General features: G+C 65.9%; 15 protein-coding genes. 2 read left to right on the forward strand and 13 right to left on the reverse strand.

Annotated features, from left to right (window positions below; genetic code table 11):
* Nucleotides 1–128: 128 nt before the first annotated feature.
* From V6F88_RS10020 to V6F88_RS10055, 8 genes are all read right to left on the reverse strand, one after another.
* Nucleotides 129–1,064 carry a 2-hydroxyacid dehydrogenase gene (locus V6F88_RS10020; protein WP_332609245.1) on the reverse strand — a complete coding sequence of 312 codons (936 nt, stop codon included), beginning with the start codon at nucleotides 1,062–1,064 and terminating at the stop codon, nucleotides 129–131.
* Between the two features lie 186 nt (nucleotides 1,065–1,250).
* Nucleotides 1,251–2,321, reverse strand: coding sequence for an ABC transporter substrate-binding protein (locus V6F88_RS10025; protein ID WP_332609247.1), 1,071 nt, complete (start codon nucleotides 2,319–2,321; stop codon nucleotides 1,251–1,253).
* The gene (locus V6F88_RS10030; RefSeq protein WP_332609248.1) at nucleotides 2,318–3,487 is read right to left on the reverse strand and encodes an NAD(P)/FAD-dependent oxidoreductase; all 1,170 of its coding nucleotides are present in this window, start codon (nucleotides 3,485–3,487) and stop codon (nucleotides 2,318–2,320) included. Before V6F88_RS10030 ends, V6F88_RS10025 begins: the two co-directional genes overlap by 4 nt.
* Nucleotides 3,484–4,869: an FAD/NAD(P)-dependent oxidoreductase gene (locus tag V6F88_RS10035; protein ID WP_332609249.1), complete on the reverse strand. Its 1,386-nt coding sequence runs from the start codon at nucleotides 4,867–4,869 to the stop codon at nucleotides 3,484–3,486. The genes V6F88_RS10030 and V6F88_RS10035 overlap by 4 nt, the downstream gene beginning before the upstream one ends.
* On the reverse strand, nucleotides 4,866–5,207 hold the full coding sequence (locus V6F88_RS10040) for a (2Fe-2S)-binding protein (protein WP_332609250.1): 342 nt from the start codon (nucleotides 5,205–5,207) through the stop codon (nucleotides 4,866–4,868). The genes V6F88_RS10035 and V6F88_RS10040 overlap by 4 nt, the downstream gene beginning before the upstream one ends.
* 37 nt (nucleotides 5,208–5,244) lie before the next feature.
* Nucleotides 5,245–6,039 (reverse strand): ABC transporter permease, encoded by a 795-nt coding sequence (locus tag V6F88_RS10045; RefSeq protein WP_332609251.1) that lies wholly within the window; start codon nucleotides 6,037–6,039, stop codon nucleotides 5,245–5,247.
* A gap of 16 nt (nucleotides 6,040–6,055) precedes the next feature.
* Entirely contained in the window at nucleotides 6,056–6,937 is an 882-nt protein-coding gene (locus V6F88_RS10050) for an ABC transporter permease (protein WP_332609253.1), read from the reverse strand.
* 1 nt (nucleotide 6,938) lies between these two features.
* Nucleotides 6,939–8,009, reverse strand: a complete 1,071-nt coding sequence (locus V6F88_RS10055) for an ABC transporter ATP-binding protein (RefSeq protein WP_332609254.1) — start codon at nucleotides 8,007–8,009, stop codon at nucleotides 6,939–6,941.
* 213 nt (nucleotides 8,010–8,222) lie between these two features.
* On the opposite strand from V6F88_RS10055, the gene V6F88_RS10060 reads away from it, so the two are divergent.
* Nucleotides 8,223–9,065 (forward strand): IclR family transcriptional regulator, encoded by an 843-nt coding sequence (locus tag V6F88_RS10060; RefSeq protein WP_332609255.1) that lies wholly within the window; start codon nucleotides 8,223–8,225, stop codon nucleotides 9,063–9,065.
* Between the two features lie 146 nt (nucleotides 9,066–9,211).
* Here the strand turns inward: V6F88_RS10060 and V6F88_RS10065 are convergent, their stop codons facing one another.
* A complete protein-coding gene (locus tag V6F88_RS10065) occupies nucleotides 9,212–10,375 on the reverse strand; it encodes an alpha-hydroxy acid oxidase (protein ID WP_314355906.1) in 1,164 nt (387 codons plus the stop codon).
* 208 nt (nucleotides 10,376–10,583) lie between these two features.
* Nucleotides 10,584–11,480: a phytanoyl-CoA dioxygenase family protein gene (locus V6F88_RS10070; protein ID WP_332609256.1), complete on the reverse strand. Its 897-nt coding sequence runs from the start codon at nucleotides 11,478–11,480 to the stop codon at nucleotides 10,584–10,586.
* A 158-nt stretch (nucleotides 11,481–11,638) separates the two neighbouring features.
* Here V6F88_RS10070 and V6F88_RS10075 point away from each other — a divergent pair, with 158 nt between their 5' ends.
* Nucleotides 11,639–11,935, forward strand: coding sequence for an acylphosphatase (locus V6F88_RS10075; RefSeq protein ID WP_268080410.1), 297 nt, complete (start codon nucleotides 11,639–11,641; stop codon nucleotides 11,933–11,935).
* Nucleotides 11,936–12,082: 147 nt separating this feature from the next.
* Here the strand turns inward: V6F88_RS10075 and V6F88_RS10080 are convergent, their stop codons facing one another.
* From V6F88_RS10080 to V6F88_RS10090, 3 genes are all read right to left on the reverse strand, one after another.
* Nucleotides 12,083–12,988 carry an EamA family transporter gene (locus V6F88_RS10080; RefSeq protein ID WP_314355908.1) on the reverse strand — a complete coding sequence of 302 codons (906 nt, stop codon included), beginning with the start codon at nucleotides 12,986–12,988 and terminating at the stop codon, nucleotides 12,083–12,085.
* A 101-nt stretch (nucleotides 12,989–13,089) separates the two neighbouring features.
* Nucleotides 13,090–14,148, reverse strand: a complete 1,059-nt coding sequence (locus tag V6F88_RS10085) for a threonine aldolase family protein (protein ID WP_332609259.1) — start codon at nucleotides 14,146–14,148, stop codon at nucleotides 13,090–13,092.
* Between the two features lie 5 nt (nucleotides 14,149–14,153).
* Entirely contained in the window at nucleotides 14,154–14,888 is a 735-nt protein-coding gene (locus V6F88_RS10090; RefSeq protein WP_332610236.1) for an amino acid ABC transporter ATP-binding protein, read from the reverse strand.
* Nucleotides 14,889–14,895 lie beyond the last annotated feature (7 nt).

Raw genomic sequence — 14,895 nt, forward strand, 5'->3', positions numbered from 1 at the left:
TGCGGATTTTGCGGTTTTTTTTTTGTTGTGGGGTTCTTTTGACGCAAGGCGCGGCGGTGGTGGTGCGCGGGAAAATCTTGCGGGGCCCGCCCCGGGCCGGCCGGGATGGACGCCTCTTGGGTGTGCGCTCAATATCCGCGCAGCGGATCGTAGATGTTGGGTAGCGCATCGCCGCGCTCGTTGGCCTCGATCAGCCAGGCGGTGTGACGGGCGCGTTCCTTGCGGTCGGGGATCGCCGCGCAATGGGGCGTGACGATGATCTGCGGGTGCGTCCACAAGGGGGAATCCGCCGGTAGCGGCTCTTGTTCGAAAACGTCCAGCACCGCTTGGTGCAATTGGCCGCTGTCCAGCGCGGCGATGACGTCTTGCGTGACCATATGCGTGCCACGGCCGGCGTTGATCAGGCTGGCGCCGCGCGGCAGTTGCGATAGCGTGGTGGCGTTGAGGATGCCTTTGGTGGCCTCGGTGGCGGGCAGCAGGCAGACCAGCAGGTCGGTGTTGGCCAGGAATTGGCCGAACTGGGCTTGGCCCGCATAGGACGGCAGGCCGTCGAGTTGGCTGGCGCCGCGTGACCAGCCGCTGACGGGGAAGCCGACGCGTGACAGCAGTTGCGCGGCGGCGACGCCCAGGTGGCCCAGGCCCATGATGCCGACGCGTACGTCCGCGGCAACGCGCAGGGAGTCGAACAGTTCCCAATGTTGGCGTGCCTGGTTGTTCACCACGCGCTTGATGTCGCGCGTGAGCATCAGCGCGGACGTCAGCACGAATTCGGCCATTTCGGTTTGGGTGCGGGCGGTGACCATGCGGGCAATGCGCAGGTGCCGGGGTAGCTCGGCGTCGGCCAGGATGTGGTCGACGCCGGCGCCGGCGCTGATGATCAGCTTCAGGTTGGGAAACGTGGCGAGGCGGCCGGCCTCGGGCGCCCACACCAACGCGTAATCGACGCTGTCGGGCGCGACGTCTTCATGCCAGCCGACCACGTCCAACTGCGGCGCGAAGGCGTGGAACTGTGCGCGCCACGCGTCGATGGCGGCGGGGCCGCCGGAATTGATGATGAGCCGCATGCAGAGGTTCCTTGTTGGCGGACGCGCGTTAGCAGACGCGCGTTAGCAGACGCGCGTTAGCAGACGCGCGTAGCAGACGCGCGTAGCAGACGCGTGTAGCAGACGCGCGTACCGGGCGCACGCTGGCAGGCGCTTGCTTGCGAGCGCGCTTGCGGTTCATCCACAGGCGCGCGCTGCAAGATCTTATCAACGTTCGACGGTGCGGTTCCAGCGGGCGTTGAAGGCGGGGCGCGCAGTGTTGATCTGGTCCCAATCCAGGATCTTGGCGTTTTCCATGTAGCCCTGGAAGCGCTTGAGCGCGTCGGCGCTGTCGGCGGGCGCCTTGACGTTTTTGTTGGACGGGAAGTGGCCGCCCATTTCCAGCGCCTTGGCCTGCGCGCTGGCGGACAAGAGGTACAGCGCCAATTTTTGCGAGAGTTCGGGTTCGCTGTTCTTGGCGATGACGCATTCGCCCACCATCAGGATGACGGAGCCTTCCTTGGGCTGGGCGTATTCCACCGGAATGTCGCGCTTTTTCAGGCGGGCGATGGCGGTGGGGGTCAGGGGGAAGATGGCGGCTTCGTTGGACTGGATCATTTCGGCCAGCTTGGCCGAGTTGGGAATGTATTCCAGCACGTTGGGGCCGATGGTGTCGGGCCACTTCTTGAAGCCGGGTTCATAGTTCTTGTCGTCGCCGCCCTGGATGCGGTTGAACATCAGGAAACCGTGCAGGCCGAAGGTGCTGCCGGATGCGGACTGAAATACGACCTTGCCTTTGTACTTGGGGTCGGCCAGGTCCATCCAGGACGTGGGCGGAGCCCAGCCCTTGTCGGCAAACATCTTGGTGTTGTAGCCCAGGCCGGTCATGCCGATGTCGATGCCGGCAGCCATGCGGTCTTTCATCACGGCGGTGGGGTAGAGCTCTTTCAGGACGGGGTCATCGTTCAGCTGCTGGCACAGGCCCATGGAAATGGCGCGTGCCATGATGCCGTCGTCCAGGAACATGACGTGCATCTGCGGGTTGTCTTTGTAGGCTTGCGCCTTGGCCAGCACGTCGGTCGACGTGCCGGGCACGACGACGATCTTCACGTTGTTGGCTTTCTCGAAATCGGGGAAAACGTATTGCGTGAAGGCGCGTTCCATGTCGCCGCCGTTCATGCCGACGTACAAGGTCTTCTGCTGCGCCATGGCCCCTGCGGACAGCAACGCCAACGTTGCCGCGCCCAGCAGCCGCTTCCCCTTGCTCAGGCGCGATGCGCCCTGTTTCTTATGCATCATGGTGACTCCTGCGTTTGCTCACGAATACGTTCAGGCCGAGCCACGGCGCCGTGAGCGGCGGCCGCGTATCGTTCAATGCAAAAGGCATCGATAGGAATCGGGGACTGGCCGTGCAGGACCAGGTCGGACAGCACTTCGCCCACGGCGGGGCCGATCTGGAAACCGGCACCGGACAGGCCGAAGGCGTGGAACAATCCCGGGACTCGGGCACTGGGGCCCAGCACGGGATTGTGGTCGGGCATGTTGCCTTCCACGCCGGTCCAGAAGCGGATAACCTGCGCGCCGCGCAGCACGGGTAGCAGCCGGGTGGCGTTGGCCATCAGCGTGCCCAGGCCGGCGCGGCCGGGTCGTGCGTAGTCGGGGTCGGTGGACACGCCACGGCCACCGCCGATGACGCAATTGCCGCGCGCGACCTGGCGCGCGTAGATGCCACCGCCTTGTATGCCCAGGCTGACGTCCATGAAGACGGGCAGCGGTTCAGTAACCATCATCAAAGGGTGGATGGACGTTTCGGGTACGGCTTCGCCGAAGTGCTCTGCAAAGCGGCCGGCCCAGGCACCGGCGCAGTTCAAGAGAAAGCGCGCGCGCACTTCCAGCCCATCCGCGCGCACGATGAAGTGCGTGCCGTCGTGGTCGGCTTGAGTGACGCGCGCACCTTCGCGCACATCGGCGCCCAGCGCCGCCGCCGCGCGCGCGAACGCCGGTGCCACCAACCTGGGATTGGCGTGGCCGTCTTCGGGGCAGAAGGACCCACCCGCGACGTCCTGGCCCAGCCAGCCAAAGCGGCGCGCCAGGTCGCGGCGGTCCAGCATTTGCAGGTGCATGCCGTAGCCGCGCGTGCGCTGCCGATAGGTGTCCAGCAGCACCATGTCGGCATCGGAAGCAGCCAGTTTCAAGTGGCCTGAGCGGACGTATTCGCCATCGATGCCAATCAGGGATGGCAGTTGACCCCACAGTTCGTGTGCGCGTCGGGCCAGGGGCATCTGTTCCAGCCCGCGCCCTTGCCGCCGCACGCCGCCGTAGTTGACGCCGCTGGCGCGTGCGCCGCACAGGGCGGCTTCCAGCAACACAACGGGCACGCCGGCGCGGCGCAGGAAGAGCGCGGCGCTGCCGCCGACGATGCCGCCGCCGATGATGGCCACTTCGGTGTCGATGCGCTGCGTCATGCCGACACCTTGTCCGGGCGCTCCAGGCACACCACGCGCACGGGCACCGGCTTGACGGGTGGCTGGTTGCGCAAGCGGCCCACTTGGGCCGGGCTGAGGCCGCAGGCTTGCGCCAGCACCTCGGCCGCCGCCGCGCCGCACATGCGGCCCTGGCAGCGGCCCATGCCGACGCGTGTCAGCGCTTTCAGGCGGTTCAGCTCTTGCGCGCCCGTGTCGATGACGGCGCGCCGCACCGTGCCGGCGGTTACGTCTTCGCAGCGGCAGATGACGGTGTCGTCGGCGATGGTTGCGGCCCAGTCCTCGGGGAAGGGAAAGGCGCGTTCCAGTGCCGCGCGCACGCGGACATTGGCGGCCAAACGCGCTTCCAGCACGCGGGCGCGGGCCGCGTCGATGGGTTGGCCAATGTCTTGCAGCAGCGCCAACGCGGCGCGTTCGCCCGCGAGTTCGGCGGCGTCGGCGCCGGCGATGGCGGCGCCGTCACCGGCGACATAGACGCCGGGCACGCTGCCGCGCCCCGCAACGTCGCGGCGGGGCGTCCAGTTTCTATCGCGCGCATTGAATTCAAATTCGCAGCCGACCAGGCTGGCCAGCTGGGTTTCGGAACGCAGCGCCAGGCCGTACGCCAGTGCGTCGCAGGGCACGGTGTGATCGCGCTTGCCTTGGCGATAGGTCACGGCCGACACGCGGTCCTTGCCGTGCACGGCAACGGGTCGCACGCCGCTATGCAGCGGCACGCCATGCGCGCGCAGCCAGGCCATGGTGTACAGCCCCTTGGCCAGCAGCCCGGGCGCGCGCAGCATGCCGGGCAACGCGGCCAGGCGGTCTGCAAAGCGGGCGGTGTCCAGCACCGCGGCCACTTGGGCGCCGGCCTTGGCGTATTGATAGGCCACCAGGTAAAGCAGCGGCCCGGTGCCCATGAAGACCACGCTTGACCCGATGGCGCAGCCCTGGAATTTCAACGCTACCTGCGAACCGCCCAGGGTGTAGACGCCGGGCGTCAGCCAGCCGGGAAAGGGCAGCACGCGGTCGGTGGCGCCGGTGGCAAGGATCAGGTGGGTGTAGGGCACGGCGGTGCTGACGCCGTCTTGCACGACGTCCAGCGTCTTGCCTTCCACATTCCACACCAGGCTGCCGGGGCGATAGTCGGCGTGCGGCTGCAAGGCGGCCATGGCGCGATGCACGGCGTCGGCCTTGCGATGTTCAAAGCCGTACAGCGCGGACTTCGGGCGTTGAAATCCGGGTGGCGGCTGGCGGTAGATCTGGCCACCGGCGCGCGGCGCTTCGTCCAGGATGACAGGCCGCAGGCCATGCGCGACCAGGGCCTGGGCGGCGCGCACGCCGGCAGGGCCGGCACCTACGATGACGGGCATCACGATACTCATGCGATGTCGTCCTCGGGCCAGGGTGCCGCCGCCAGCGTGCCCGGCACGGCGGCGGGCGCCATGGGCACGTTCAAAAGGCGCATGTCGGGTTCGATAAAGGTTGAGCAGGCACGCAGGCGCGAGCCGTCTTCAAGCTGCATCCAGCAGTCCTGGCAGGCGCCCATCATGCAGAAACCGGCACGCGGGGCGCCGCTGAATTCGGAATGGCGCACGCAGTCTGCCTGGGTCAGCACGGCGGTCAGTACGGTGTCGCCGGCCAGCGCGGTACAGGCTTGCCCGTTCAAGCTGAACGGGACGGCGGGCCGGCCTGATTCCGCCAGGCGTTTCAGTATTGCCATGATGCCGGCGCCTCTCTTTTCGCCAACGGCAAGGGTTTCATTTCTGCCCCACCAACACGCGGTCCAGGCCGTATACGCGGTCCAGCAGCAGCATGGTGACGGCGGTCAACAGGATGACCAGTGCCGACACGGCCGCCATCATCGGGTCGATGGATTCGGTGGCGTACATGTACATGCGCACGGGTAACGTGATGGTGGAAGGCGCGGTGATGAACACCGACATGGTCAGTTCATCGAAGCTGTTGATGAAGGCCAGCAACCAGCCGCCGGACACGCCGGGAATGATCAGCGGCAAGGTCATCTGGAAGAACACGGTGGCGCGGCTGGCGCCCAGCGACAGCGCCGCGTGTTCAATGGAACGGTCGAAGCCGACCAGCGCGCCAATCACCAGCCGCATCACGTACGGCGTGATGACGACAACGTGCGCGGCCACCAGCCACGAAAAGCTGCCGGCCATGCCCATCAGCGCGAAGAAGCGCAGCAGCGCCACGCCCAGCACCAGGTGCGGAATCATCAGCGGCGACAGGAACAGGCCATTCAGCACATCGCGGCCCGGGAAGCGGTAACGCGTAATGGCGATGGCGGCCGGCACGGCCAGGCACACGGCGATCGTGGCCGACAGCAAGGCCAGCCACAGGCTGTTCTGAAACGCCTGCATGAAGTTCGGGTGATCGAACACCGCGCGAAACCAGCGCAGCGAAAAACGGGTGGTGGGCACGGTCAGCGTGGTGTCGGGCGTGAACGCCACCAGGCACACGATGACGAGCGGCGCCAGCACGAACGCCACCACCAGAAAGTTGAATGCCAGCGCGAAAGGGCCGTTTTTCTGCATGTTGGTTCCTTGTCGGCTAGCCCAGGCTGCGTCGGTAAGAGCGCTCGACGACGCGGTTGTACGCCATCATGATGATGACGTTGAGCACCAGCAGCACGATGGCGATGGCCGCGCCCAGCGGCCAATTCAATTCGGTCAGGAATTCGTCGTACACGACGGTGGCGACCATCTTCAGCCGCCGCCCGCCCAACAGCGCGGGGATCGCAAACGAGCTGGCCGACAGGCCGAACACAATCAGGCTGCCCGACAGAATGCCGGGCATGGCTTGCGGCAACACGATGCGCGTCAGCGTCTGAAAGCGCGATGCGTTCAGCGACAGCGCGGCGTGCTCGACGGTGGGGTCCAGCTTTTGCAGCGACGTCCACACGGGAATCACCATGAAGGGCAGCATCACGTGCACCAGGCCGATGATGACGGCGGTGGGCGTGTACAGCAGCGACCCCATGCCCAGGGCGGCGGCCGCGCGGCCGATGGCACCGCTTGGACCCAACAGCATGCTCCAGCCGAACGCGCGCACCACCAGCGATATCAACAAGGGCGACAGCACGACCAGCAAGAAAATGGACCGCCAGGGCTTGCCCATGCGCGACAGGATGTAGGCTTCGGGCGCGCCGATCAGCACGCAGATCAGCGTGGTGAGGCCGGCGATCCAGAAGGTGCGCCAGAAGATTTCCAGAAAGTAGCTGTCGGTGACCACGGCCAGATAGTGTTCGAACGTGTGGCCGGGCAAGATGCCCGCGCCGTAGTCGAACGGCCGGAACGACAGCACGAAGGTCAGCGCCAGCGGGGTCAGCACCAGCGTCACAAAGACAATGGCCAGCGGAATGGAGCCCAGGATGGCCAGCAGGCCGTCGTTGCGCGGCTTGGGGCCGGTGGCGGCTTGAGTCAGCGTTGCCATGTCAGGCGGCCTTTTCCACGGCTGGCGCGCGCAGCACGCGCAGCACGCCTTCGGCCCAGTCCAGCCCGATGGCCTCGCCGTCGTCATGCGGGCGGCGGCCGTCGTTGGGCGTCAGCACGGTCAGCGTGCCCACCGGCGAATCCAGGTCGTACATCCACTGGCTGCCCAGGAAGTAGCGCGTGCTGACCACACAGGCCAGCTTGCCCTGGCCGGCGGGTACGGGCACCAGTTTTTCGGGGCGCAGCGACAGCTGCACGTTGTCGCCGTGGCGCAGGCCTTCGCCGTCGACCAGCACGCGTAGCGCGCCGGTTTCGATTTCGGCCTGCGCGCCGCAGCGTGTGACTCGGCCCGGCAACAGGTTGGTCTTGCCCACAAAGCGCGAAATGAATTCGGTTTGCGGATGTTCGTACATGCGAAACGGCGCGTCGACCTGCGTGGCGCGGCCGTCCTGCATGACGACGACGCGGTCGCTGATGGACAGCGCTTCGGCCTGGTCGTGCGTGACCATCACGGTGGTGGTGCCGATCTTCTTCTGGATGCCGCGCAATTCAAACTGCATGTCTTCGCGCAGCTTGGCATCCAGGTTGGACAGCGGCTCGTCCAGCAGCAGCACGGGCGGGCGGATGACCAGTGCGCGGGACAGCGCCACGCGCTGGCGTTGGCCGCCCGAGAGCTCGCGCGGATAGCGGTCGGCGTGCTTGTCCAGCTTGACCAGCGCCAGGGCCTCGCGCACGCGTTCGGCGCGCTCGGCGCGTTCCACCTTGCGCATCTTCAAGCCGAAGGCCACGTTGTCGGCCACGGTCAGGTGCGGAAACAGGGCGTAGCTTTGGAACACGATGCCCAGACCGCGCGTGTTGGGCTTGGCGTGGGTGATGTCGCGCCCATCCAGCGTGATGACGCCCTGGGTGACGTCGGCAAAGCCGGCAATCATCTGCAAGGTGGTGGTCTTGCCGCAACCGGACGGGCCGAGCAGCGAGACGAATTCCCCCTTTTCAACGGTGAGGTTCAGGTCGGAAACGACGCGCAGGTCGCCGTAGTTCTTCGAGACGTTGTCCAGCCGCAGAAATGACATTTTCCAAACCCCGTCGCCCGATGCGGGCGTTGTGCCGCGCGTTGGCCCGGTTGCCGGGCGCGTTGGCGCTTATCGATGGGGCAGTCTAGGATTTGCCAAAATGCGTGGTCAATTAGGGTTTTCCGAAGAATCGAATTTTTAGTCCGAGATTTCCATTGAGCCGAATTTACTGCTAAAAATGACGCTGGTTATTTTGTTTAACGGAATCAGCGGATGAAGAAAACTGAGACAGCGGACGATTCCAGCGGCCAGGGCGTCCTGCAACGTGCGTTTGCGGTGCTGCGCGTGTTGGCCGATGCCAAGGGTGAAAAGCTGCGGCTGACCGACATCGCCGCGCGTACCGGCCAGGCGCAGGCCACGGTGCATCGCGTGCTGCAAGGGCTGATGCAGGAAGGCGTGGTGGAGCAGCCCGCGCAAAGCAAGGGGTACCAGCTGAGCGTGGCCTTCTTTGCCCTGGCGGCTGCGGCGGGCACGCATCAGTCCAGCTTGCGCACGCTGTACCGCCCCGCGATGCTGCGCCTGTCGGGCATGCTGAACGACACCATTTTTTTGCTGGTGCGCAGCGGCTTTGACGCGGTCTGCGTAGACCGGGTGGACGGGGCTTTTCCGGTGCGTTCGCATACCGGAGACATCGGCGGACGCGTGCCGCTGGGCATGGGCCAGGGCGGCCTGGTGCTGCTGGCCAGCTTGCCGGAGGCGGAGCGCGAAGAGGTCATCCGCTTCAACATTCCACGGCTGCACCATCTGGGTTTCGTCGATGAAATCTCGATGCGGGTGCGCATCCAGGAATGCCAGCAATTGCAGTACGCGCGCAGCCAAGGGCAGGGCGTGTTTCCGAACATCGCGGGGCTGGCGGTGCCGGTCCATGACCGCAACGGCGTCACGGTGGCGGCGCTGAGCGTGGCCGCCCCCATCGAACGCATCAACGACGAGCGGCTGCCGCTGATCGTTGAAATGCTGCGCCGGGAAGCGGACGCCGTGGGGGCGCAGATCAATCCGTTCGACCCGGCGCTGCGGCGGCCCAGCCAGTACCTGGGCGCCGGCAACGGGGCGTAGTCCGCGTCGTCCGCGCGGTGCGCTTGGTGCGCTTGGTGCGCTTGGTGCGCGGGGTGCGCGGGGTGCGCGGGGTGCGCGGTATGTAGAAAGGGGCCGCCGCGAACGGCGGTTCAATCACATCGCATGGCGCGCACGGCCGCCGCGCCTCAGGTCGGGTACGTACCCGGCAGCAGGATGCTGCGGTCGCCCACTTCAAGGTTGCGGCGGCCGCACAGCGCCATCGTCGTATCCATTTCCTTGTAAAGCAGTTCCAGCACGCGGGTCACGCCCGCCTGGCCGTACGCGCCCAGGCCGTACAGGAAGGCGCGGCCGATCATCGTGCCGCGCGCGCCCAGCGCCACCGCTTTCAGGATGTCCTGGCCGGACCGGATGCCGCCGTCCATCCAGACTTCGATCTTCGAGCCCACCGCATCCGCAATCGCCGGCAACGCCGCGATCGACGACATGGCGCCGTCCAGCTGGCGCCCGCCGTGGTTGCTGACGATCAGCGCGTCCGCGCCGCTATTGGCGGCCAGGTGCGCGTCTTCCACATCCAGGATGCCCTTGATGATGAGCTTGCCGCCCCAGCGCTGCTTGATCCATTCCACGTCGTCCCAGCTCAGGCGCGGGTCGAATTGCTCGGCCGTCCAGGAGGACAGCGACGACAGGTCGCTGACGCCCTTGGCGTGGCCGACGATATTGCCGAACGTGCGGCGCTTGGTGCCCAGCATCCCCATGCACCAGCGCGGCTTGGTGGCCAGGTTGATCAGGTTGCGCAGCGTGGGCTTGGGCGGTGTCGACAGGCCATTCTTGATGTCCTTGTGACGCTGGCCCAGGATCTGCAAGTCCAGCGTCAGCACCAGCGCGGTGCAGCCGGCGGCCTTGGCGCGATCGATCAGGTTGGCCACGAATTCGCGGTCGCGCATCACGTACAGCTGAAACCAGAACGGCTTTTTGGTGGCCTCTGCCACGTCTTCCAACGAGCAGATGCTCATCGTGGACAAGGTGAACGGCACGCCGAAATCCGCCGCCGCCTTGGCCGCCAGGATCTCGCCGTCGGCATGCTGCATGCCGGTCAGGCCGGTGGGCGAAATCGCCAGCGGCATCACCACGTCATGGCCCACCATCGTGGTGCGCAACGACCGGCCTTCCATGTTCACCGCCACGCGCTGGCGCAGCTTGATCTTGTGAAAATCGCTTTCATTGGCGCGGTAGGTGCCTTCGGTCCAGGCGCCGGAATCGGCGTAGTCGTAGAACATGCGCGGCACGCGCTTTTGCGCAATGGCGCGCAAATCTTCGATGCAGGTGATCGTAGAAAGGTTAGCGGTCATGAGAGGTCTGAGGAGTGATAGAGGTGCGCCAGCTGCGTTTCGTATTTTTAGAATCTGGAGCCGCCGGCTGCGGGCGGCCTCGCCGCAACGCCTGGGTGACAGGACCTGCGGCGCCGCCCAGTATACGCGCCGAGGCCGGCAAGCGCTGCTTGCCGGCCCCGTTCGCCCCCCTCTGACCGGGGCTCTTTCGGCCCCCTGTCCACCCAAGCTATCGCGGCCAGACCTTGCTGACCGCGCGGATCGTTGCCCACGCCACCCAACGCGGGCTGGTCAGCCGCGCGCCCGGCAGCCGGCGCATCACATCCACGGCCAGACCGCCGCGCTTGTGCCATTGTTTTTTACGCGTCTGGCTGTCGGTCCAGCGGCCTTCCAGCCACGGAAATTCACGGCGCCCCGGCTTGTAGACCGGCGGCGTGTTGTAGATCAGGATGTACGCCAGACGCGGCGACGGCGACGTATTCGGCCCCGTGAAATGCAGCGTGCGCGCGTCATGGACGGTGATGCCGCCCGGGTCCAGCGGTTCGGCCACGGCCTGGTCGCGGCGGAAGTCGCCGCAGCATTCCAGCGGATGCAGGGTCTTGTCGCCGCCGGGCGAGCGGTGTTCCAGCACGTCCCACTTGTTCGACCCGGGAATGAACTGCATGCAGCCGTTTTCCACGGTCGCCGGTTGCAGCGCCAGCCAAATGCTCAGTTCGTTGTAGACAAAGTCGGGCGAACGGAACGCCTCGTCCTGGTGCCACGGCGTCTCGGGGCCGAACGGGCCGGGCTTGAGCAGGGCGTGCTCGCCGTACAGCGCCGCCTCTTCGCCCAGTAGTTGCCGCGCCAGGTCCAGCGTGCGCTCGTGGTAAGTCGTCTTGAGCAGACCGGGGGCATAATGACGCGGATCGTGCAGGCTGGGAAACTTGGCGGGCTTGGACGGATCGTCCCGGCTCACGAAGTCGTACTGCGCACCCTCGTTGTATCCCGTCTTGTTCGCGAACAGATCCAGCAGGGTGCGGCGGATATAGCCCACCTCGTCCTGCGGACACATGTCCTTCAGGGCCAGGTAACCCTGATCCCTGTAGCGCGCTGTCTCAGCTTCCGACAACAAACTGGTCTCTTCCATAATGGCTTCTCCAAGCTCTGGTAGCGGGTGTTCCCGTTGGCACGTTTTGACATGAGCACTAACGTATCGCTTCGATGCCCACGGGGCCTATAGACCATCCGCTGTAGCCATATCCGCCTATTCATCCCAATGGCGGCGCATCATCCGAAGGAAAATCCATGCAAGACCCTAAAACCGACTCCCATATCGAAACCGTTCTTGTGTCAGTCAGCGGCACGGTGCAAGGCGTGGGGTATCGCCACGCGACCGTGCGGCGCGCTCATATGCTGGGTGTGACGGGCTGGGTGCAGAACTTGCTGGACGGCACGGTCGAGGCCCTGGTGCAGGGCACGCCAGACCAGGTTGACCACATGCTTGAATGGCTGCGGCGCGGCCCGCCGGGTGCGTCGGTGCAAGAAATCACGACGCGCCGCGAGTACACCGACAAGCGTTACATCCGATTTGAGCAGGTGTAAGCAACAAAACCGGCTCGCCGTGAAGGGCTAGTCCGGCCGGCCGAGGGATGAGTGTTGCATTACCGGGTTTGGCAGGCCGGCGGGGCGGGGTTGTGACCCGTTCCGGTCACGGGTTTCGATCACCGGATTTCGATCACCGAATTTCGATCACCGGTTGCGCAGCCACCGCCCGCCCACCTGGTTGATGATCAGGCCGGCCAGCACACCGGCCGCCCCCAGCCATTGCAACGGCTGCAACTGTTCGCCAAAGGCCATCGACGCCGCCCACAGGCCCACCACCGGCACCAGCAGCGAAAACGGCGCGATCTTGGCCGCGGGGTGGCGGGTCAGAAGGCGGGTCCACAGCGTGTAGGCCACCAGCGTGGCCAGCACCGCCAGGTACAGCACTGACAGCGCCTCGCCCCAGCCCATGCCGGTAATCATGCCCACCACCGGCTCCCAGCCGTCGATCAGCACGGCCAGCAGCAAGAACGGCAGCACCGGCGCGGCGCTGCTCCAGGCGATGAACGCAAAGGGGTCATAACCGGGCGCCTTGCGGCTGGCCAGCCGCACGATCATGTTGGACGCCGCCCACATGAACGCGCCGCCCAGCGTCAGCGCAAAGCCCAGCATCGTCATCTGGCCCGGCCCCTCGCCCCGCCCGCCGGCGATCACGGCCAGCCCCAGCGCGGCCACGCCCAGCCCGATCCAGTGATGCCGCCGCGCGCGCTCGCCCAGCACCGGCGCGGCCAGCAGCAAGGTAAAGAACGCCTGCGTCTGGATGACCAGCGAGGCCATGCCGGCCGGCATGCCGAATTTCAACGCGGTGAACAACAGGCCGAATTGGCCCAACCCCTGCACCAGCCCGTAGGCGGCGATCCAGTGCCACGGCAGCTGCGGCCGACGCACGAAAAGGATCAGGGGGAAGGCTGCCAGCGCGAACCGAAGCGCGCCCAGCATCATGGGGGACAAGCCCCGCATGCCGACCTTCATGACAACAAAATTAAGGCCCCAGATGACCACGACCGCCAGTGCGCAGAAATAGTCTTTTCGGGTGAGATGAGTCGTGGACATGCGGCATTATCGCACCGCCGGAACGTGCCGGCGGCGTCGATCAACACGAGGTTTCAAGCGCAATTTTCAGCGCCGGACCGCAGGGTTTATTCAGCGCCTTTTCAGCGTTTTTTCAGCACTGCCGCAAAGGCTTGCACCGCGGTGTCGATGTCCTCGTCCGCGATGTGGCGATGCGTGACGCAACGCAGCCGCGAGCGGCCCCACGGGCGCGTCAGCAGCCCTTCGGCTTGCAAGGCGGCGACCCACTGCGTATTGGTCATGCCCGAATCCGCCGTCTCGACCTGCACGATATTGGTCTGCGGCACCGTGGCCGACAACGCCGGCGCCAGACGATTGATGCCGTCGCTCAAGCGGCGCGCGCGCACGTGGTCTTCGACCAGGCGGTCCGTCATCGTCTGCACGCCTTCCAGGCCGGCGGCCGCCATGATGCCCGACTGGCGCTGCGTGCCGCCCAGCATGCGCCGCAGCGTGCGCGATTTGGCGATCACGGCCTTGCCGCCCACCAGAACCGCGCCCACGGGCGCGCTCAGGCCCTTGGACAGGCACAGCGACACCGTGTCGGCGTACTGCGTGATCTCGTTGGCGGGAACGCCCAGCGCCACGGCTGCGTTGAACAGGCGCGCGCCGTCCAGGTGCACGGGGATACCGCCCGCCCGCGCCATGCCATGCACCGTGCGCATATGCTCCAGCGGCAGCACCGCGCCGCCGGCGTTGTTGTGCGACGTTTCCATCGCCACCAACGACGTCTTCAAGCGGTGACCGCCTGACAGCAGCGCCTCTTCAAGCCGGTTCAGGTCCATCGCGCCGTCCGTGCCGGACACGCCTTGATAGAACAAGCCGGTGAAGGTGGCCGCGCCGCGCTCCGACGTATACATGTGGGCCGACGATTCCAGCACCACCTGTTCGTTGCGCTGGGTTTGCGCCAACACCGCCAGCAGGTTGGCCATGGTGCAGCTGGGCACGAACAGCCCGGCTTCCTTGCCCAGGCGTGCGGCCACGTGCGCTTCCAGCGCGCGCACCGACGGGTCGCCATCCAGGCCGTCATCGCCAATCGGCGCGGTACGCATGCGCTCGTACATGGCCGGGGTGGGGTGGGTGACGGTGTCGCTGCGCAGGTCGACAGGCACGGTCGGGGTGTCGGCGGGAGTCCGCTGGGTCATGGGAATCAATGCTGCAAAATTTTGGAAAGAAATTGGCGCGTGCGCGGGGCACGCTCCTCGACATTGCCGAAGAATTCGTCCTTGACGCAGTCTTCGACGATCTTGCCGCCGTCCATGAAAATCACACGGTCGGCAACGCGGCGGGCAAACCCCATTTCGTGGGTTACCACCATCATCGTCATGCCTTCGCCGGCCAGGTCCGTCATGACGTCCAACACTTCGTTGACCATCTCGGGGTCCAGCGCCGAGGTGGGCTCGTCAAACAACATCACGACCGGGTCCATCGACAACGCACGCGCAATCGCCACGCGTTGCTGCTGGCCGCCCGACAGTTCGCCGGGATGCTTGTCCTTGTGCGCCGACAGGCCCACGCGTTCCAGCAGCGTCAGCGCCCGCGCGCGGGCCTCTTGCTTGCCGCGCCCCAGCACCTTGGCCTGGCCCAGGCACAGGTTTTCGGTCACCGACAGATGCGGGAACAACTCAAAGTGCTGGAACACCATGCCGGCCACCGAACGCAGCTTGGGCAGGTTGGTGCGCGGGTCGCCCACCGAAATGCCGTTGACCACGATGTCGCCCTTCTGAAAGGGTTCAAGCGCGTTCACGGTCTTGATCAGCGTGGACTTGCCCGAGCCGGACGGCCCGCACACCACCACGACCTCGCCCTTGCCGACTTTCGTCGTGCATTCATCCAGCACCTGAAAGGAGCCATACCACTTGCTGACCTGGTTGATCTCGATCATCGAGGTA

The organism is Achromobacter sp. ESBL13, assembly GCF_036668755.1.
Lineage (GTDB): Bacteria > Pseudomonadota > Gammaproteobacteria > Burkholderiales > Burkholderiaceae_B > Achromobacter.